Raw genomic sequence first — 18,564 nt, 5'->3', positions numbered from 1 at the left:
ATCTATCTCATTCACGCCCATGAGCCCGGTCGATTGCTTTAGGCGGCCGGTCAGTTGTTTTAGATTGCCGCGCTCTCCAGTTCGGCATCGTCGATCGCGTTCGACGATGCGCGAATGTCGCTCGGCGAAATGCCGTAGCGCTTGCGGAACGCGATCGAGAAATGCGCGGGGCTGTAGCCGACGCGGTACGCCACGGTCGACACGTTCGCGTCCTCCGCGCACAGCATCGCGTGCGCGGTCCGCAGCCGGTATTCCTGCAGGTACGCATACACGCTCGTGCCGAACACCTTGCGGAAGCCGGCCGTCAGCTTGCGCGAATTCATCCCCACCCGGCCCGCGAGCGCATCGAGCGTCGGCGGCTGCTGGAGCTCGCGCGTGAGGATGTCGCTCGCCGCGTACACGCGCTCGACGTCCGACGACGTGACGCGCACGTCGGCCGGCGCGAACTGCCGCTGCGTCGCCAGCAGCTGCGCGCTCAGCGCGGTCAGCTCGAACGCCTTGGCCTTCAGGTAGTACTCGCGCACCGCGCCCTCGAACGGGCACGTCGCGATCTGTACCGCGAGCGCCTGCAGCGCCTTCGATGCCGGGCAACTGACGATGCGCGGATCGCCGCCCGTCGGCGCGAGCATCTTCTCCGGCAACAGGCTCAGGTTGCGGTCGAGCGCATCGAGGCCGAGCTGCACGATCGTGTAGCGCAGCGGCACGTCGCGGTCGTAGATCTGGTGCGTCGTGAATTCGCCGTCGTTGGCGATCACGCACAGGCCCGGCCCCTTGATGCACTGCTCGGGCTGGCCCGGCACGCGGCAGCGCAACTGCCCGCTCTGCACGAGGACGAGCTTCAGCCCTTTTTCGAGCGGCTCCTCGTACCAGTCGCGGCTGTCCGAGCACAGCGTGCCGCTCATGAGTTTCATGCCCGCGTCGATGTGCACCACGCCCGGATGATTGCCGGGCACGAGCACCGGCGGGTGACGTCGTGACGAAGCGAAGGAGGTCGAGCTCATCGGAGGTCCGTTGGTTAGGCGGCACGCGCGGCCCGGCACGCGCCGGCGGCAACCGGCCGATTCTCCGGCCGGGCCGGGCGGGCGCCGCGCGACAGGCGCCCGATCGAATGAAATTGCCGCGATATCGAAAGAAACGACGTTATCGCGGCACTTGTTACAAATGATAATACCTCTCATTTACATTTTTTGACAACTTGCCGGAACCCAAGGTCAGCGCATGCACTCTTCCCTTCCCTCCGTGGCGCCGGCCATCCCGGCCGACGCGCCCGACTGGCCCGACGACTTCGCGCACCGCTATCGCGACGCCGGCTACTGGCAGGACACGACGTTCTTCGAGGCGCTCGACGCGCAAGCGCAGCGCGCGCCCGACGCGCTCGCGGTCGTTGACGGCACCTGCCGGCTCGGCTATCGCGACCTGCTGGCACGCATCCGCCAGCTTGCGGGCGGCCTCGCGCGCCTGGGCCTGGCGCGCGGCGACGCGGTCGTCGTCCATCTGCCGAACGGCGCACGCTTCATCGAAACCTGCTTCGCGCTGTTCCAGCTCGGGGTGCGGCCGGTGCTCGCGCTGCCTGCCCAACGGCACTACGAGATCGGCGCGTTCTGCCGCTTCGCCGGCGCGCGCGCGTATCTGTGCGCGGCACACCTCGGCGAGTTCGACTGCCGGCCGCTCGCGGCCGCGTTGCAGGCCGACTGCCCGACGCTCGAGCACGTCGTGATGGACGGCGACGATCACGCGTTCACACCATTCGACGCGCTGTACGACGCGCCGCCGCTGCGCGAATGCGCGGCACGCGCCGACGACATCGCATGCTTCCAGCTGTCGGGCGGCACGACCGGCACGCCGAAGCTGATCCCGCGCCGCCATCGCGAATACCTGTACAACGTGCGTGCGTGCAGCGTCGCGAGCGGATTCGACGCCGGCACCGTCTATCTCGCCGCGCTGCCGATGGCGCACAACTTCACGCTGTGCTGCCCCGGCACAATCGGTGCGCTGCTCGCGGGCGGCCGCGTGGTCGCGACCGGGCGGCCCGAGCCCGAACAGAGCTTCGCGCTGATCGCGCAGGAACGCGTCACGCATACCGCGCTCGTGCCGCCGCTCGCGCTGCTGTGGCTCGACGAACAGCCGCAACGCCGGGCCGACCTGTCGAGCCTGCGCGTGCTGCAGGTCGGCGGCGCGCGGTTGATGGACCACGCGGCCGCGCGCGTGACGCCCGTGCTCGGCTGCCGGCTGCAACAGGTGTTCGGGATGGCCGAAGGGCTCATCTGCTGCACGCGGCTCGACGATTCGCCCGAACGGATCGCGCATACGCAGGGCCGACCCGTGTCGGACGGCGACGAAGTGCGCATCGTCGACGACGCCGGAGAACCGGTCGCACCCGGCGAGATCGGCGAGTTGCAGGTGCGCGGCCCGTACACGATACGCGGCTACTACCGGCTCGCCGAGCACAATGCAGCCGCGTTCACGGCCGACGGCTTCTATCGCAGCGGCGACCGCGTGCGGCGCACCGCCGACGGCGACCTCGTCGTCGAAGGCCGCGACAAGGACCAGATCAATCGCGGCGGCGAGAAGGTCTCCGCCGAGGAAGTGGAGAACCTGCTGCTCGCGCACCCACAGGTGCATGACGCGGCGGTGGTCGCGATGCCCGACCCGCTGCTCGGCGAGCGCACGTGCGCATTCGTCGTCGCACGCGCACCCGCGCCGTCCAGGCTGGTGCTGAAACGCTACCTGCGCGACTGCGGGCTCGCCGCCTTCAAGATTCCCGATCGCATCGAGTTCATGCCGCGCTTCCCGGAAACCGGCATCGGCAAGACCAGCAAGAAATCGCTGCGCGACCTGCTGCGCCGCCAGTTGCAGGCGGCGGCCGCATGAGCGCGCGACCGACCGGTTCGAACTGGATCCGCGAGCTGCGCCTGTCGCCGTGCCCGCGCGCGCAGCTCGTGTGTTTCCCGCATGCAGGCGGCACCGCGAATTTCTTTCGCAACTGGAGCCGCGCGCTGCCATGGGACGTCGACCTGCTCGCGCTGCAGTATCCGGGCCGCGAGGAACGCTTCGGCGAACCGTGCCTGACGACGATCGACGCCCTCGCCGGCCCCGCCGCCGACGCGCTGCAACGCTATGCGCACGCGCCGCTCGTGCTGTTCGGGCACAGCCTCGGCGCGGCGCTCGCGTACGAGGTGGCGGCGCGGCTCGAGGCACGCGGCGCGGCCCCGCTTTACCTGGCCGTATCCGCGTTGCCGCCGCCGCATCGTCAGCGCCTGTCCGATCTGCACCTGCAATCCGACGACGCGCTCGTGGCCGATGTCGCGCGGCTGTCCGGCGAGCACGCCGCGCTGCTCGCCGATCCGGAGATGCGCGCGATCTACCTGCCGATGATCCGCCACGACTACCGTGCGATCGAGACGTATCGCCGCGACCGGCCGCCGCGGCTCGACACGCCGCTCGGCGTGATGCTGCCGCTGGCCGATTCCGAGCTCGACGACGACGAAGCGCGCGCGTGGCAGGACGTCGCGTCGCGCCCGATCCGCATCGAGACGTTCAGCGGCGACCACTTCTACCTGCGGCACCAGTACCCGGCGCTGATCGCGCATCTGGTCGAACGGATCGACCAATCCCTTCGTTACGGAAAGGAGTACACATGAAAACACCGGACGCCTGCACGGGGCTGCCCGACATTCGCGAAGCCATCGATCGCCTGGACGCCGACATCATCGACGCGCTCGGCCGGCGCATGCAATACGTGAAGGCCGCATCGCGCTTCAAGCCCGACGAAGCGAGCATCGCCGCGCCGGAACGCGTGGCCGCGATGCTGCCCGACCGGCGCCGCTGGGCCGAACAGGCGGGCCTCGACGGCGACTACGTCGAGACGCTGTTCGCCGGCCTGATCGCGTGGTACATCGCGCAGCAGACGCAGCATTGGCGCCGGCAACGGGGGCTCGCATGAACGCCGGCCTCCCGCTGCTGCACGACACGTTCGCCCGTGCGGCCCGCCGCGCCGCCGACACCGGCACGCCGACGCTCGCGTCGGTGTCGGTGCCGGTGCGGCCGCTCGACTTCTTCGACCTGATCGCCGCGTGGGACGACGGGGCCACGCCGTGGTTCTTCCACGAAGCCGGCGATGCATCCGTCACGCTGTTCGGCTGGGACAGCGCGCTCGAACTGACCGCCACCGGCGACACGCGCTTCGCGCAGATCGATGCGCGCTGGCGCACGCTCGTTCGCGATGCCGTGACGGCCGGCCCGCAGCCGCCGCGCGCCGTCGGCGGCTTCCGGTTCGATCCGCGCGGCGCGCGCAGCGCGCACTGGGCGCCGTTTCCCGACGCCAGCATGACGGTGGCGACGCTGCTGATCGTGCGCGAAGGCGACGCGCACTGGGCCGTCTGCCAGCACGTCGTCGCCGCGCACGACGATCCTGCCGCGCTCGCGCATGCGTGTCTCGCGCGCATCGAGTCGCTCGGCACGCTCGCGGCCGCCCGCGACGACGCTGCACCGCATCTGCTGCACACGCAGGCGCTGCAGGCGAGCGAATGGCAGCACGAAGTCCGGCGCGCGGTGGACGCGATCCACGGCGGCGCGTTCGGCAAGGTCGTGCTCGCGCGCGACGTGCTCGAACAATACGCGCGGCCCATTGCCATCGCGCCGCTGCTGCGCCGGCTGCGCACGCGCGACGCGCACGCGCACCTGTTCGCGGTCCGCCGTGAAGGCGCCTGCTTCGTCGGCGCCACGCCGGAACGGCTCGCGCGTGTCGCGGCCGGCGACGTGCGCACGCATGCGCTGGCCGGGACGATCCGGCGCGGCACCACGCCCGACGACGATCGCGCACTCGGCGCGGCCCTGATGGCTTCCGCCAAGGAGCGGCTCGAACACGCGCTCGTCGTCGACGCGATCCGCGCCGCGCTCACGCCGCTGTCGCGCGCGCTCGACGTGCCCGGGGAACCGTCGCTGCACCGGCTGCCGAGGCTGCAGCACCTGAGCACGCCGATCCGCGCGACGCTGAAGGCGGACGCGACGCTCTTGCAGGTCATCGCGGCGCTGCACCCGACGCCGGCGGTGGCCGGCCATCCACGCGACGCGGCGCTCGACCACATCCGCGCGCATGAAGGATTCGATCGCGGCTGGTATGCGGCGCCCGTCGGCTGGATCGACGCGCACGGCAACGGCGACTTCATCGTCGCGCTGCGCTCCGCGCTGGTCGACGGCGGGGCCTGCCGGCTGTTCGCGGGCTGCGGCATCGTCGCCGATTCCGAGCCGGTCAACGAATATCAGGAAACCGAACTCAAGCTGTCGGGCATGCAGGCGGCGATCCGCGTGCGTGATGTGGAGGCGGGGGTGGAGGCGGCACCGGATGCGCATGACCCGGCACGGGTGTCGGCTTCGTCGACGGTCGAGTGACGCCGCGGCGCGGCGGCCGCGCGCATCACAACAGCGGCAGCGTGAGCCGGATATGTTCGGCGAACGCCGCCGTCAGATGCGACGGCCGCTTGCGATCGAACCTCAGCGTAATGCCCACGGCAGGCAACGGCGGCAGGCGCGGATCGCCGGTGACGATCGCCAGGTCGGCCGGTACCGCCGTCTGCGTCATCACCGCGAACGCCTGCCCCGAACGCACCAGCGCGATCAGCCCCGCGAGACTGCTGCTCGCGTAGGCGACGCGGTAGTGACGGCCGGCGCGCTCCAGCGCCTCGCAGGCCGCGATGTGGTCGAGCGTGTCGCGATCGGACAAAGCAAGCGGCAGCGGATCGAAATGCCCGGGTTCCAGCCCCGGATAGCCGATCCAGACCAGTTGCTCGCGGCGAATGATGTCGTCGTTCGCGCCGTCGTCCGGCAATGAAATCATCGCCAGGTCGACCGCACGTTTCTCCAGCTGTTCGACGAGCCGCGGCGTCGGCCCGCACACGACCTCGACGATCGCCTGCGGATGCTGGCTCGAAAACTGCCGCAGCAGCGACGGCAGCCACACCTCCGCGTAATCGTCCGGGCACCCGAAGCGGATCGTCCCCGACAACCCCGTGCCGCACAGGTCGGCCATCGCCTCGTCGTGCAGCCTCAGGATGCGCTGCGCATGCACGAGCAGCCGCTCACCCGGATGGGTCAGCACCACGCCGCGCCCGGTGCGCTGGAACAGCGGCTGGTCGACGGCCTCCTCGAGCCGCTTCATCTGCTGGCTGAGCGCGGACTGGGTGCGGCCGACACGCGCGGCCGCGCGGCTGAGCGCACGCACCTCCGCGATCACGACGAACGAGCGCAGCAGGTCGATTTCAAGCGAAAGCCCCAAGGTATTAGCTCCTTTTCTACCTTGCATAAGAACTATTCGTTTCCATCAAACCAGACGCACGCCTAGACTGCAAGCGCCCCCTGCCCTTTTGCCCGGAGATGCCCGATGTCCCTGAACGACGACCCGACCTTCTGGCGCAACGCCAGGCAGCACCTGGTCCGCTACGGCGGCACGTTCGAGCCGATGATCATCGAGCGCGCGAAAGGCAGCTTCGTCTACGACGCCGACGGCCGCGCGATCCTCGATTTCACGTCGGGGCAGATGAGCGCGGTGCTCGGCCACAGCCATCCGGAGATCGTCTCCGTGATCGGCGAATACGCGGGCAAGCTCGACCATCTGTTCAGCGGGATGCTGTCGCGGCCGGTCGTCGACCTCGCGACGCGCCTCGCCGACATCACGCCCGACGGGCTCGATCGCGCGCTGCTGCTCAGCACCGGCGCGGAATCGAACGAAGCGGCGATCCGGATGGCGAAGCTCGTCACCGGCAAGTACGAGATCGTCGGCTTCGCGCAGTCGTGGCACGGGATGACGGGCGCCGCCGCATCGGCCACGTACAGCGCCGGCCGCAAGGGCGTCGGCCCGGCCGCCGTCGGCTCGTTCGCGATTCCCGCACCGTTCACCTACCGGCCGCGCTTCGAGCGCAACGGCACGTACGACTATCTCGCCGAACTCGACTACGCGTTCGACCTGATCGACCGCCAGTCGAGCGGCAACCTCGCCGCGTTCATCGCGGAGCCGATCCTCAGTTCGGGCGGGATCATCGAGCTGCCGGAAGGCTATATGGCGGCGCTCCAGCGCAAGTGCGAGGAACGCGGGATGCTGCTGATCCTCGACGAAGCGCAGACGGGCGTCGGGCGCACCGGCACGATGTTCGCGTGCCAGCGCGACGGCGTGACGCCCGACATCCTGACGCTGTCGAAGACGCTCGGCGCGGGGCTGCCGCTCGCGGCGATCGTGACGTCCGCGGCGATCGAGGAACGCGCGCACGAACTCGGCTACCTGTTCTACACGACGCACGTGTCGGACCCGCTGCCGGCGGCCGTCGGCCTGCGCGTGCTGGACGTGGTGCAGCGCGACGGGCTCGTCGCTCGAGCGAACGTGATGGGCGACCGGCTCAGGCGCGGTCTGCTCGACCTGATGGAGCGTTTCGACTGCATCGGCGACGTGCGCGGACGCGGGCTGCTGCTCGGTGTCGAGATCGTCAAGGATCGCCGGACGAAGGAACCGGCGGACGGGCTCGGCGCGAAGATCACGCGCGAATGCATGAACCTCGGGCTCAGCATGAACATCGTGCAGTTGCCAGGCATGGGCGGCGTGTTCCGGATCGCGCCGCCGCTGACCGTCAGCGAGGAAGAGATCGATCTCGGCCTGGCGCTGCTGGGGCAGGCGATCGAACGGGCGTTGTGACGGTGGGGGACGGTGCCCTGCTTCGCTGATGCACGTTCCGTCGCGCCGGTTCGACGGCCTGGCGCGACGGAAACATGATCCGGATTCCGGATCGATCAACACGCCGCGGCGTCCACGCCGGTCACGCGTGACGAACAAGCCGTGACGCGTCGCTCAGGTACCCGTCGACGTGTACTTGCGCACCCCGAACCGCCACGCGACGAAGCACGCGCCCAGGAATACGAACGCAACAGCCGGCGCGAGCGGCAGGAACCAGCGCGGTGCGCCGAGCGGGTCGGGCTTGCCGAGGATCGCCAGCACCGGGAAATATGCGATGCACGCGATCGGCACGACGAAGGTCAGGAAATGGCGGAGCCAGCCCGCGTAGAGGCTGATCGGAAACTGCGCGGCCTGAACGCCGCCGTACGTGACGACATTGACGACTTCCAGGCTTTCGACGGTCCAGAACGCGAGCGTCGCCTGCAACACCATCAGCCCGAAGAACAACGCGACGCCGCCGGCGATCGTCCACACGGCCAACGCGATCGCCACGGCATTCCAGTCGAAGTCGAGCGCGCGCGTCGCGACGACCAGCACGACGATGCCCTGCAGCAACCTCCCGATCACGCGCAACCGGAAGTCATGGCCGATCAGTTGCAACGTGGCCGTGCGTGGGCGCAGCAGCAGGCGGTCGAAGTCGCCCGTCCGGATGAAGTCGCTGCCGAATACATCGAACCCGCGGCTGATGAAATCGGCAATCGCGAAGCTGACGCTGACCATCCCGAAGAACATGCAGATGTCGCCGAAGCGCCAGCCCTGCACGTCGCCGAACCGGTCGAACAGCGCCCAGATGCCGGCCAGTTCGATGATGGTCGTCAGGAACGTGCCCGCGCAGAGCATCAGGCTCGATGCCGGATACTGAAGTTGCGCACGAATCGATGTCACGAAATAGCGGAACAGCAGGCGAGCGGTATTCATCGGCTCAGCCTCCCTGCAGGTGAAGCCGCGCCATCACGCGGCCCATCGCGATACGCCCCAGCGCGACGAAGGCGGCGATCCAGAACGCCTGCAGTGCGAGCCCGGCCCAGGCTGCGTCCCCGCTCAGCGTACCGACGTAGATCCGCGACGGGATGTCGAGCATTCCGGCGAACGGCTGGGCGATCATCAGCGGTTGCAGCCAGTCCGGAAACAGGCCGAGCGGAATCAGGTTGCCCGAGAACAGGATCACGAACGCGGGCGCGAGCGTGTTGATCCCGCGATCGGTCAGTGTCGCGGCGATACACAGGTTGAGCAGCATCACGAAGGCGGCGGCGAGCCCGATCATCAGCAGCACGGACACGATGAACAGCACGGCCCGCGCGGCGTCCGCCGGCGGCTGCCATGCCCATTCGCCGAAACCGGCGAGCGGCAGTGCGATCGCCGCCGCGACGAACATCAGCACGACGCGCGGCAGCGCCCGCGCGCTCATCCACGCCATCGCCCGCACGTACCACCACGTATACGTATCGACCGGGCGCAACCGGTCATAACTGACCGCGCCGGTCCGCACCGCCGCCGCGACATCGGGGTCGCCCGCCCAGGGCAGCAGCGCGAACAGCGCCTGCGCGATCCACGTGTAGGTAATCACCTGCTCGAGCGTCATCGACGCCTGCGCGTGCGTCGCGTGACGATAGAACGCCGCGTAGATCATCACCTTGAGCGCGCCCCACCAGCATTGCGTCATGAAGCCCGCGAGGGCGGCCGCGCGATACTGGAGCAGCGTCTTGAAGCGTGCCGAGAAGGCCGCGGCGTACGGGCGCAGGACGTCCATCGGCTTACGCTTCCGTCGCGCCATGCAGGCGATAGAAGCGTGCGATGACCTCCTCGATCGCCGGCTGCTCGACGCGGATGTCATCGACCGCATGCTCGGCCGCGATGCGCGCGACAAGCGCGGGCGCACCGATGACGCCAGGATCGAACGCGAGCTCGACCGTGCGCCCCTCGCGTCGCAGCAACTGCGCACCGGCGATGTCGAGCTCTGGGGCCTCCTCCGCGAAATCGACCAGGATGCGGCGGTCGGACAGCACGCCGGCGCGCAGTGCATCGAACGGCTGGTCAGCGAGTACGCGGCCATGCCCGATGACGATCACACGCTCCGCGAGCGCCTCGATGTCGTGCATGTCGTGTGTCGTCAGCAACACAGTCACGCCACGCTCGCGGTTCAGCGTCTTGACGAATTCGCGCACCGCGAGCTTCGACGGTGCATCGAGGCCGATGGTCGGTTCGTCGAGAAACAGGATCGGCGGTTCATGCAGCAGCGCCGCGGCAATTTCGGCGCGCATCCGTTGCCCGAGCGACAACTGGCGCACCGGCTGGTGGAGCAGGCTTTCGAGGCGCAGCATCGCGACGAGCGCGTCGCGCGTACGGCGATATGCGCCGGGATCGACGCGATAGATATCGCGCAGCAGGTCGAAGCCGTCGATGACGGGCAGGTCCCACCACAGCTGACTGCGTTGCCCGAACACCGCGCCGATGCGCGCAACGTGCGCGATGCGGTCGTCGAACGGCACACGGCCGTCGATGATCACCTTGCCGGAAGTCGGCCGCAGGATGCCGGACAGGATCTTGATGGTGGTCGACTTGCCGGCCCCGTTGGGTCCGATGAAACCAAGCAGCTCACCACGCCGCAGGCTGAAGCTGACGTCCTTGAGCGCTTCGACTTCGCGCCAGCGGCGGCGCAGAAGGCCGAGCATGCCGGGCTGCCGCTCCGCGATTCGGTAGGTCTTCGCCAGGCCTTCGACGACGATCTGGGACATGCCATCCTCGCTGGTTCGTTGCCGCCCGCTGCCGTGGAGTAAACGGCGCCGGCGCGGAAAGCGCGCGATCTTATCATGGGGCGGGCCGAGGGATCGACAGCATACAGCCGCGTGGCCGACCGGCCCGACAGCTCGCAGCCCGCGACATGCGTACACTAGCGGGCGGGCAACGATGACCAGCGAGGCGAGCCATGACGACAGCGATGCAACCTGCCGACGCACCCGACCACTGGCTCGTCGCTCGGCGCGATGCAGACACCGGCATCGAAAGCCTGCATGCGCATTTCAGCGGCCATGCATACGATGCGCACGATCACGACGACATGCTGGTCGGCTTCACCGAACAGGGCGTGCAGCAATTCCAGTGCCACCGGTCGGTGCATACAAGCGTGCCGGGCCGCGCGATCCTGATCGAGCCGGGCGCGCTGCACGATGGCCACGCGCCCGAAGCGGGCGGCTTCACGTATGGAATGCTGTACCTCCCGCAGGCATGGGTCGAGCGAGCGGCACGCCGGCTGGATCTGCCGGGCCTCGGCGGCGTCGAAGCCGCGTTCGGCCACACGCTGGTCGACGATCGCGGCCTCGTCGACACGATCCGGCAGGCGTTCGTCGCGCTCCACGGCAACGAGGGCAAGCTCGCACGCGATCAGGCGCTCGACCGCCTGCTGACGCGGCTGGGCGGCGAATTGCGCGCCCCGCTCGCGAGCGGCGGCAATGCCGTCGCGCCCGCGATTGCCCGCGCGCGCGATCTGCTGCATGCGCGCATGAGCGACGATATCGGCCTCGACGCACTCGTCGATTTCACCGGAATCGACCGGTTCCGGCTGACGCGGCTGTTCCAGCGCGCGTACGGCACGTCGCCGCACGCGTACCTGGTGCGCCTGCGGCTACGCGCCGCGCGCCGCCTGCTGGCCGTCGGCCGCACGCCCGCACAGGTCGCGGCCGACGTCGGCTTCGCCGACCAGAGCCACCTCGGCCGCTGGTTCCGCCGCGCATACCGGATCACGCCGGCTGCGTACCGGCAAATGTGCACAAACGTTCCAGACTGATCCCACGCGGCATCCGATCATGTGCGCTTCAACGAGGAGCAATCATGTTCGATACCAAGGTGGCGCTGATCGTGCGCGACGATCTCGCGGCGTGGCAGAAACTCAATGTCGTCGCGTTTCTCGCGACGGGCGTCGCGGCTGAAGCGCCCGAAGCGCTCGGCGAGCCTTACGAGGATGCGGCGGGACGCCGCTACGGCCGCATGCTGGGCCAGCCGATGCTGGTGTTCGCGGCCGATTTGGACGGCCTGCAGGCCGCGCACCGGCAGGCGCTGTCGCGCGAACTCACGATCGTGCCCTACGTCCACGCGATGTTTTCGACCGGACACGACGCGGCCAACCGCGAAGTCTTTCGTGCCGGCGATGCGGAGCATCCCGACCTCGTCGGGCTGGCGTTGCGCGGGCCGAAGAAAGCGGTCGACAAGGCCGTGAAGGGGCTGGCATTGCATACGTGATGCATCGGCGTTTCGAGTTGGCGATTCGACACGGTAACGGCTACTGCGCGGCCAGCAACTCCGGCTTGTTCCCGTCGATCCACGCCTTTACGTCAATCAGGAGCGCCGTCGCACTATCGAAACACTCGCGAACCGCTGACGCCTGAACCACATCCCCGGAGTAATCGGACAGGTTGCGCTGCTTGCGCAGCGCGTCCAGTACGATCATGCGCTCGACCGGCAAACCGATTGTCTGTGGAAGCGTCTGGATCGCCGTCTGGTGGTGCCCCGGCCGGCTCGTCAACGTACGAAAACCGTTCGCGTGCAACGCCAGCATCGCGAGTTGCATGATCGCCTTGTACGCCGCATCAAAGCGGTTTTCGTTACTCAATGCCGCGATTTGCGCATCCGCCAGATTTCGTTCCGCCGCAGCCAGCAGGCGCGTCGCTTGTTCCCGGTCCGGCCGGATTGCATCAAGACTAACGCCGAGCAAGTTCTGCAAGGTCATGGTCGCTACCAATCAAGAAAATCTTGGGTTTTCCAAGCACGTCCCGTAAAAATGCGTCCTGCCCGGCGACGCCCTCACGAAACTCGTCCGCCGACAGCACCTTGGGATTGATGTCCCGCCCCAACGTAGCCTGCGCATCGTAGAACAGCCGGACCACCGTTGCAAAGCCGACCGAGCCGATCACCATCACATCGACGTCACTGTCCGCCGTCTCCTGGCCGCGCGCGACGGAACCGAACACGAACGCCACACGGATTTCCTCGGCGCAGGGCAACAGCGCTTCGGATAGCACATCAGCCATACCCGAGGTCTTTCGCATGATCGAAGCCAGTTCCTCGTAGATCGGACAACTTCGATTGGCACGATAGAGCACCTGATTGCCCTGCCGATCCCGGCTCAGGATGCCGGCTTCGGCCAGCTTGCTCAGTTCCTTGTGCAGCGTACCGGGCGTCGTGCCCGTCAAACGGGCGATTTCGCGGACGTGCAACGCCTGATCGGGCCGCAACAGGAGCAGGCCCAGCGCGCGGCGACGATAGTCACCAAACAGGGTCGAGGCAATGGATCGTAGCATGATTGACTACGATTGTAGCTCAATTGGCTACAAGGCATAGTCCGAGTTGCCGATTGTGTGCCGATCCAGGCCGATTACCGAAATGTAGCCAATTTGACTACGATCGGAGCGAAATTGGCTACATCCATCCCGCGATCAGCATGCAATCCATCACGTCAAAGTGCTACCGGACACGACGCGGCCAACCGCGAAGTCTTTCGTGCCGGCGATGCGGAACATCCCGACCTCGTCGGGCTGGCGTTGCGCGGGCCGAAAAAGGCGGTCGACAAGGCCGTGAAGGGGTTGGCTTTGCACACGTGAACCCCAGCCGCCCCCGCATCCCGTATCAACGATGCGCGAGCACGTTGACGAGCTTGCCGAACGGATCGCGCACGTAAAACCGCCGCACGCCCCAAGGCTCGTCAGCCGGGCCGTATTCGACGGGAATCCCGGCGGCATGCACGCGTGCGAGCGCTTCGTCGACGTCGTCGACCTCGATCGACAGATCGGGCGTCGGCGTACCCGCCCCGCCCTGCGATGCGAAGCTGATCTGCACGTCCATCTGCTCGGCATTGCCATAGGTTGCGATCCAGCCGTGATCCATCAGCAAGTCGAGGCCGAAGATCCGCTGGTAGAAGCGCTTTGCGTCGTCGATTGATCGTGTGTCGATATTGGCGACGATCCGTTTGACCTTCATCGGATTCCTTCACAGGTCGTGACAGTACCGCGACGCTACACCGGAATCGCGTGCAGAACCAGCGCATCAGCGCCCGGCCGCTTCCATCCCGGCACCCCGGGCCCGGGTGGCCCGCTCGTCTGGCTTGCCGGCCAGCCACACACCGATCGCGACGACCACGATGCCGAGATAGGTCGACATCGCGATGCTGTCGCCGAACATCCACGCGGCCCAGGCCAGCGTCACCGGCGGTTCGAGATAAACGAGGTGCCACGCGCGTCGCGGGCATGCGCTTGAGCAGCGCCCACAGCGACAGGTAGGCCATGAAGGTCGAGAAAACCGTCAGCCACACGACGGACACCCACACGTCCGGCTGGGTCGGCACGTGCAGATCGCCCGTGACGATCCCGCTCGCCGCGAACAGCACCAGGCTCACGCAGCCTTGCACGAACAGCGGCAGGCACAACCCGTCCCCGTTGCTGCGCGCGACCGTCAGCGCGCGGCGCCGCTGGTAGATCGTCGCGATCGACAGCCCCGACGCGGACACCAGCGGCAGCAGGTACATGACGAGCCCGACCGATCCGGCCGGCAGCGCATATTGCCCGCCGATCACGATGCCCACGCCGACGAACCCGACGACGAGGCCGGCCCACTGGCGTGCCCCGCTGCGCTCGCTGCCTTCCAGCGCCGTCATCGCCGCCGTGATGAGCGGCTGCAACGCGGCGACGATCGCGGCGATGCCAGGCGGCAGGCCGTGCTGGATCGCGACGTATACGCAGGCCAGATAGAGAAACTGCGACAGGAAGCCGATCACCGCGTGATAGCGGAGCTTCTCCCACGTCAGGCGCCCGAGCTGCCGGTTGAGAACGACCGCGAGGCACAGCGTGACGAGCAGGAACCGCCAGAACAGCAGGTTGAACGCGCCGGCCGTCTCCGCGCCGAGCTTGGCGCCGATGAAGCCGGAACTCCACGACAACACGAAAACGAGCTGAAGCAGGAATAGCTGCATGGGGCGACGGCTCTCGGAAGGTTGCCGGGGACAGGCGCGGGTTCTTGATCGACGTGAATCATTCCCCGGATACGTGCAACGCCCGACCGGCTGCCTGCCGTTGTCTGCCGGTTGGCCTGTCGGTTGACCCGAGAATAGGCAGGCCCAATAATTCCGTCAATCGACATTACCTGAATCACTGATTCGGAATTTCAAAATCATGCCCCGTACCCTGGACGTCGACCTGCTGCGTACCTTCCACGCCGTCGCGAAGCTGGGCCGCTTCAAGGATGCGGCCGCCCAAGTGAATCGCAGCCCGTCGTCGGTCACCGCGCAGATCCAGAAGCTCGAGGAAATGGTCGCGCAGCGCCTGTTCACGCGAAACAACCAGGCGGTCGAACTCACGCAGTTCGGCCACAAGCTGCTGAGCGACACCACGGAGTTTCTGCTGAGCCACGACCGGCTCGTCGAATCGCTATCGCCGCAGATGCTGACCGGCAAGTTGCGGCTCGGCATTCCCGATTCGTACGCCGCGCACTTCATGGCGGAATTCCTGCCCCGCTTCGCGGCCGATCGGCCGTTGCTCGAGCTGACGGTCGAAGCACGTTCCAGCGACGAGCTGCTCTCGCTGTTCTCCCGCGGCCAGCTGGACATCACGATCGCCGTCGTGCCGAAAGCGCCGCCGCACGGCGAGCTGCTCGGCAAGACACATCCGGTGTGGGTGGCCGCGCGGACCTTCAAGTTCAATCCCGACGCGCCGCTGCCGATCGCCGTGCAATTGCAGGGCTGCCCGTACCGCGACACCGCGCTGAGCGCGCTGAAGAAGGCGAAGATCGCGCACCGGTTGCTGCTCGAGAGCGCCAGTTCGCCGGCGGTCGAAGCCTGTATCGCCAACGGCCTCGCGGTCGGCCTCATCGAACACGAGCGCGTGTCCGGCAACCTGACGAGCCACGTCGCCGGGATCGTGCTGCCCGACCTCCCGCCGCACCTGATCGCCATCCTGACCGACGACCGCAATCGCGCCGCGCTGCATCTGCGCGACGTACTGAAAAGCACGTTCAGGATCGGACCGTGAAGACAAGGCCGGAAGCGGCCTTGCATGAGAAAGCGAAGACAAAAACGCCGCCGGCCCGTTGCAGGCCGGCGGCTTTCCGGCGTCAACCGCCGAGGTACGCCTGCTTGATCCGGTCGTTCGCGAGCAGGTTCGCACCCGTATCCGCGAGCACCACGCGCCCCGTTTCGAGCACGTAGCCGCGATCGGCCACGCCGAGCGCCTTGTTCGCGTTCTGCTCGACGAGGAACACCGTGACGCCTTCGTCGCGGATCGTCCGGATGATGTCGAAGATCTGCGCGATCACGAGCGGCGCGAGGCCGAGCGTCGGCTCGTCGAGCAGCAGCAGGCGCGGCTTGCTCATCAGCGCGCGGCCGATCGCCAGCATCTGCTGCTCGCCGCCCGACATCGTGCCGGCCCGCTGCGTCGCGCGCTCCTTCAGGCGCGGAAACAGCTTGAACACGTGCTCGATGCCGTCGTCGATCTCATGACGGCTCGCGAAGAAACCGCCCATCTTCAGGTTCTCGAGCACCGTCAGGCTCGGAAACACGCGCCGCCCTTCCGGCGAGATCGCCATCCCCTGCCGCATGATCTGGTGCGTCGACATCGCCGTGATGTCGTTGCCCTCGAACAGCACGCGGCCCGACGATGCGCGCGGCGTGCCGCACACGGTCATCATCAGCGTCGTCTTGCCGGCGCCGTTGCTGCCGATCAGCGTGACGATCTCGCCCTTGTTCACCTCGATCGACACGCCCGCGAGCGCCTCGACCGCGCCGTAGTGCGTATGGACCTGTTCCAGCTTCAGCATCACTCTTCCCCCAGATACGCCTTGATCACGCGCGGGTCGTTGCGGACCGCTTCCGGCGTGCCGATCACGATCGGCCGGCCGTGCTCCATCACGAGGATGCGGTCGGACACGCCCATCACGAGGCTCATGTCGTGTTCGATCAGCAGCACCGACACGCCGAACTCGCGGCGCAGCTTGTCGATCAGGTGCTGCAGTTCGACCTTCTCCTGCGGGTTGAGGCCGGCCGCCGGCTCGTCGAGCATCAGCAGGCGCGGCTCGGTGATCATGCAGCGCGCAATCTCCAGGCGTCGCTGGTGCCCGTACGACAGCGTGCCGGCCGGCCGGTTGGCGACCGACGTCAGCCCCATCCGGTCGAGCCACACCGCCGCGCGCTCGAGCGCTTCCTTCTCGGCACGGCGATACGCGGGCGTCGAGAACAGGCCCGGCAGCAACCCCGCCTTCACCTTGCGGTGCTGCGCGACGAGCAGGTTCTCGACGACGGTCAGCGACTTGAACAGGCGGATGTTCTGGAACGTCCGCACGAGGCCCTTCAACGCGATCTTGTGGCTCGGCAGCCCCGCGATTGCATGGCCGTCGAGCACGACATCGCCGCCGGTCGGCTTGTAGAAGCCGCCGACGCAGTTGAACACCGTGGTCTTGCCCGCGCCGTTCGGCCCGATGATCGCGAACACTTCATCGCGGCGCACGTCGAAATCGATCCCGTCCACCGCGAGCAACCCGCCGAAGCGCATCTGCAGCCCGGCGACCTTCAACAGTTCTGCATGTGCGCTCATTGCGGCAGCTCCACGTGGGGACGGCTCGCGGGCAGCAGGCCCTGCGGACGCCACATCATCATCAACACCATCACCAGACCGAAGATCAGCATCCGGTACTCGGCGAAGCCGCGCGCGACTTCCGGCAGCACGGTCAGCAGAATCGCCGCGAGAATCACGCCGAGCTGCGAGCCCATCCCGCCGAGCACGACGATCGCGAGGATCAGCGCCGATTCGATGAAGGTGAACGATTCAGGATTCACGAGGCCCTGGCGCGCCGCGAAGAACGCGCCGCCGATGCCCGCGAACGCCGCGCCGAGCGTGAACGCCGACAGCTTGATGCGCGTCGGGTTCAGGCCCAGCGAACGGCACGCGATCTCGTCGTCGCGCAGCGCTTCCCACGCACGGCCCATCGGCATGCGGATCAGGCGACTCGTGACGAACAGCGTGAAGCCGACCAGCACGAGCGCGAGCAGGTACAGGAAGATCACCACGTGGTCGCCGCTGTATTCCAGCCCGATCAGTTCGTGGAACGTCTTCGCACCCTCGACGCTCGCGCTACGCGCCATCTCGTAGCCGAACACGGTCGGCTTCGGGATGCCCGAGATGCCGTCCGGGCCGCCCGTGAGGCTCGTCAGGTTGTTCGCGAGCAGGCGGATGATTTCGCCGAAGCCGAGCGTGACGATCGCGAGATAGTCGCCGCGCAGCCGCAGCACCGGGAAGCCGAGCAGGAAGCCGAACGTCGCGGCCGCGATCGCGGCGAGCGGCAGGCACTCCCAGAACGACAGCCCGAAGTACTGGTTCAGCATCGCGTACGTGTAGCCGCCGACCGCGTAGAACCCGACGTAGCCGAGATCCAGCAGCCCCGCGAAACCGACCACGATGTTCAGCCCGAGGCCGAGGATCACGTAGATCAGCGCGAGCGTCGCGACGTCCACCGCGCCGCGCGAGCCGAAGAACGGCCACACGAGCCCGACCGCGAGCAGCACCCATACGACCGCGCGCTGCTGCCGCGCGCCCATCGCGGGCATCGCCGGCAGCTTCACCGCCGATTTCGCGCGCACGAGCCACGGCTTGAACAGCTGGAACAGGAACACGGCCGCGACCGCGATCCACACCGGCCGCCAGTGCGGCGTAAGCACCACCTGATAGCCGTCGAGCTTCAGTTGCAGCCCGAGCACCGGAATCGTGAGGATCGCCGTCAGGAACGCGGCGGCCACGGCATTTTTCAGCGCCTGGCCGATCGAAGCGTCGGCGGCCGGGCGGCGAACGGAAATGACTGTACTCATCTGCGTC

At 67.7% G+C, this 18,564-nt stretch carries 21 protein-coding genes and 2 pseudogenes; 10 read left to right on the top strand and 13 right to left on the bottom strand.

All coding sequences use genetic code 11. The annotated features are described in order from the left end of the window. Nucleotides 1–59: 59 nt before the first annotated feature. A complete protein-coding gene (locus APZ15_RS27905; protein ID WP_021163802.1) occupies nt 60–1,001 on the bottom strand; it encodes a helix-turn-helix transcriptional regulator in 942 nt (313 codons plus the stop codon). 217 nt (nt 1,002–1,218) lie between these two features. On the opposite strand from APZ15_RS27905, the gene APZ15_RS27900 reads away from it, so the two are divergent. Genes APZ15_RS27900 through APZ15_RS27885 form a run of 4 tightly spaced genes read left to right on the top strand, consistent with a single transcriptional unit; the run spans nt 1,219 to nt 5,391 of the window. After that, nucleotides 1,219–2,871, top strand: a complete 1,653-nt coding sequence (locus APZ15_RS27900) for a (2,3-dihydroxybenzoyl)adenylate synthase (RefSeq protein WP_027789656.1) — start codon at nt 1,219–1,221, stop codon at nt 2,869–2,871. After that, a complete protein-coding gene (locus APZ15_RS27895) occupies nt 2,868–3,641 on the top strand; it encodes a thioesterase II family protein (protein ID WP_027789657.1) in 774 nt (257 codons plus the stop codon). The genes APZ15_RS27900 and APZ15_RS27895 overlap by 4 nt, the downstream gene beginning before the upstream one ends. Beyond that, nucleotides 3,638–3,943 carry an isochorismate lyase gene (locus APZ15_RS27890; protein WP_021163799.1) on the top strand — a complete coding sequence of 102 codons (306 nt, stop codon included), beginning with the start codon at nt 3,638–3,640 and terminating at the stop codon, nt 3,941–3,943. Before APZ15_RS27895 ends, APZ15_RS27890 begins: the two co-directional genes overlap by 4 nt. Next, nucleotides 3,940–5,391 (top strand): isochorismate synthase, encoded by a 1,452-nt coding sequence (locus APZ15_RS27885; protein WP_027789658.1) that lies wholly within the window; start codon nt 3,940–3,942, stop codon nt 5,389–5,391. Before APZ15_RS27890 ends, APZ15_RS27885 begins: the two co-directional genes overlap by 4 nt. A 25-nt stretch (nt 5,392–5,416) precedes the next feature. On the opposite strand, the gene APZ15_RS27880 is transcribed toward APZ15_RS27885, so the two are convergent. Continuing rightward, nucleotides 5,417–6,301 (bottom strand): LysR family transcriptional regulator, encoded by an 885-nt coding sequence (locus APZ15_RS27880; protein WP_080981877.1) that lies wholly within the window; start codon nt 6,299–6,301, stop codon nt 5,417–5,419. Nucleotides 6,302–6,379: 78 nt separating this feature from the next. Here APZ15_RS27880 and APZ15_RS27875 point away from each other — a divergent pair, with 78 nt between their 5' ends. Further along, nucleotides 6,380–7,681, top strand: coding sequence for an aspartate aminotransferase family protein (locus tag APZ15_RS27875; RefSeq protein WP_027789660.1), 1,302 nt, complete (start codon nt 6,380–6,382; stop codon nt 7,679–7,681). 153 nt (nt 7,682–7,834) lie between these two features. On the opposite strand, the gene APZ15_RS27870 is transcribed toward APZ15_RS27875, so the two are convergent. Genes APZ15_RS27870 through APZ15_RS27860 form a run of 3 tightly spaced genes read right to left on the bottom strand, consistent with a single transcriptional unit; the run spans nt 7,835 to nt 10,455 of the window. After that, nucleotides 7,835–8,638 carry an ABC transporter permease gene (locus tag APZ15_RS27870; RefSeq protein WP_027789661.1) on the bottom strand — a complete coding sequence of 268 codons (804 nt, stop codon included), beginning with the start codon at nt 8,636–8,638 and terminating at the stop codon, nt 7,835–7,837. A 4-nt stretch (nt 8,639–8,642) separates the two neighbouring features. Next, entirely contained in the window at nt 8,643–9,470 is an 828-nt protein-coding gene (locus tag APZ15_RS27865) for an ABC transporter permease (protein WP_034195972.1), read from the bottom strand. Between the two features lie 4 nt (nt 9,471–9,474). Next, on the bottom strand, nt 9,475–10,455 hold the full coding sequence (locus tag APZ15_RS27860; protein ID WP_027789663.1) for an ABC transporter ATP-binding protein: 981 nt from the start codon (nt 10,453–10,455) through the stop codon (nt 9,475–9,477). 191 nt (nt 10,456–10,646) lie between these two features. Here APZ15_RS27860 and APZ15_RS27855 point away from each other — a divergent pair, with 191 nt between their 5' ends. Both APZ15_RS27855 and APZ15_RS27850 read left to right on the top strand, forming a co-directional pair. Further along, nucleotides 10,647–11,504: an AraC family transcriptional regulator gene (locus tag APZ15_RS27855; RefSeq protein WP_027789664.1), complete on the top strand. Its 858-nt coding sequence runs from the start codon at nt 10,647–10,649 to the stop codon at nt 11,502–11,504. A gap of 44 nt (nt 11,505–11,548) precedes the next feature. Continuing rightward, nucleotides 11,549–11,956 (top strand): DUF2000 domain-containing protein, encoded by a 408-nt coding sequence (locus APZ15_RS27850; protein ID WP_027789665.1) that lies wholly within the window; start codon nt 11,549–11,551, stop codon nt 11,954–11,956. 40 nt (nt 11,957–11,996) lie between these two features. On the opposite strand, the gene APZ15_RS27845 is transcribed toward APZ15_RS27850, so the two are convergent. Both APZ15_RS27845 and APZ15_RS27840 read right to left on the bottom strand, forming a co-directional pair. Continuing rightward, on the bottom strand, nt 11,997–12,443 hold the full coding sequence (locus APZ15_RS27845; protein WP_027789666.1) for a hypothetical protein: 447 nt from the start codon (nt 12,441–12,443) through the stop codon (nt 11,997–11,999). Next, nucleotides 12,415–13,014, bottom strand: a complete 600-nt coding sequence (locus APZ15_RS27840; protein ID WP_027789667.1) for a nucleotidyltransferase domain-containing protein — start codon at nt 13,012–13,014, stop codon at nt 12,415–12,417. The genes APZ15_RS27845 and APZ15_RS27840 overlap by 29 nt, the downstream gene beginning before the upstream one ends. A 162-nt stretch (nt 13,015–13,176) precedes the next feature. On the opposite strand from APZ15_RS27840, the pseudogene APZ15_RS41280 reads away from it, so the two are divergent. Beyond that, nucleotides 13,177–13,314, top strand: a pseudogene (locus tag APZ15_RS41280) (DUF2000 family protein); the annotation flags it as partial. A gap of 25 nt (nt 13,315–13,339) precedes the next feature. Here APZ15_RS41280 and APZ15_RS27835 read toward each other — a convergent pair. Both APZ15_RS27835 and APZ15_RS42310 read right to left on the bottom strand, forming a co-directional pair. Then, nucleotides 13,340–13,690: a VOC family protein gene (locus tag APZ15_RS27835; RefSeq protein WP_027789668.1), complete on the bottom strand. Its 351-nt coding sequence runs from the start codon at nt 13,688–13,690 to the stop codon at nt 13,340–13,342. Between the two features lie 66 nt (nt 13,691–13,756). Continuing rightward, complete coding sequence (locus APZ15_RS42310) at nt 13,757–13,915, bottom strand: hypothetical protein (RefSeq protein WP_226153347.1); 159 nt, start codon at nt 13,913–13,915, stop codon at nt 13,757–13,759. 77 nt (nt 13,916–13,992) lie between these two features. On the opposite strand from APZ15_RS42310, the gene APZ15_RS42305 reads away from it, so the two are divergent. Then, on the top strand, nt 13,993–14,184 hold the full coding sequence (locus APZ15_RS42305; RefSeq protein ID WP_027789669.1) for a hypothetical protein: 192 nt from the start codon (nt 13,993–13,995) through the stop codon (nt 14,182–14,184). Between the two features lie 152 nt (nt 14,185–14,336). Here the strand turns inward: APZ15_RS42305 and APZ15_RS42300 are convergent. After that, nucleotides 14,337–14,678, bottom strand: a pseudogene (locus APZ15_RS42300) (EamA family transporter); the annotation flags it as partial. 199 nt (nt 14,679–14,877) lie between these two features. Here APZ15_RS42300 and APZ15_RS27825 point away from each other — a divergent pair. Continuing rightward, nucleotides 14,878–15,732, top strand: a complete 855-nt coding sequence (locus APZ15_RS27825) for a LysR substrate-binding domain-containing protein (RefSeq protein WP_027789671.1) — start codon at nt 14,878–14,880, stop codon at nt 15,730–15,732. Between the two features lie 82 nt (nt 15,733–15,814). On the opposite strand, the gene APZ15_RS27820 is transcribed toward APZ15_RS27825, so the two are convergent. From APZ15_RS27820 to APZ15_RS27810, 3 genes are read right to left on the bottom strand one after another with little or no spacing between them, the layout of a single operon-like run. Then, on the bottom strand, nt 15,815–16,516 hold the full coding sequence (locus tag APZ15_RS27820; RefSeq protein WP_011694813.1) for an ABC transporter ATP-binding protein: 702 nt from the start codon (nt 16,514–16,516) through the stop codon (nt 15,815–15,817). After that, nucleotides 16,516–17,289, bottom strand: coding sequence for a high-affinity branched-chain amino acid ABC transporter ATP-binding protein LivG (gene livG / locus APZ15_RS27815; protein ID WP_027789672.1), 774 nt, complete (start codon nt 17,287–17,289; stop codon nt 16,516–16,518). The genes APZ15_RS27820 and livG overlap by 1 nt, the downstream gene beginning before the upstream one ends. Beyond that, nucleotides 17,286–18,557: a high-affinity branched-chain amino acid ABC transporter permease LivM gene (locus APZ15_RS27810; protein ID WP_027789673.1), complete on the bottom strand. Its 1,272-nt coding sequence runs from the start codon at nt 18,555–18,557 to the stop codon at nt 17,286–17,288. The genes livG and APZ15_RS27810 overlap by 4 nt, the downstream gene beginning before the upstream one ends. Nucleotides 18,558–18,564: the final 7 nt, after the last annotated feature.

Source organism: Burkholderia cepacia ATCC 25416, assembly GCF_001411495.1.
Taxonomy (GTDB): domain Bacteria; phylum Pseudomonadota; class Gammaproteobacteria; order Burkholderiales; family Burkholderiaceae; genus Burkholderia; species Burkholderia cepacia.
This window is presented reverse-complemented; position numbering and strand designations above follow the sequence as displayed.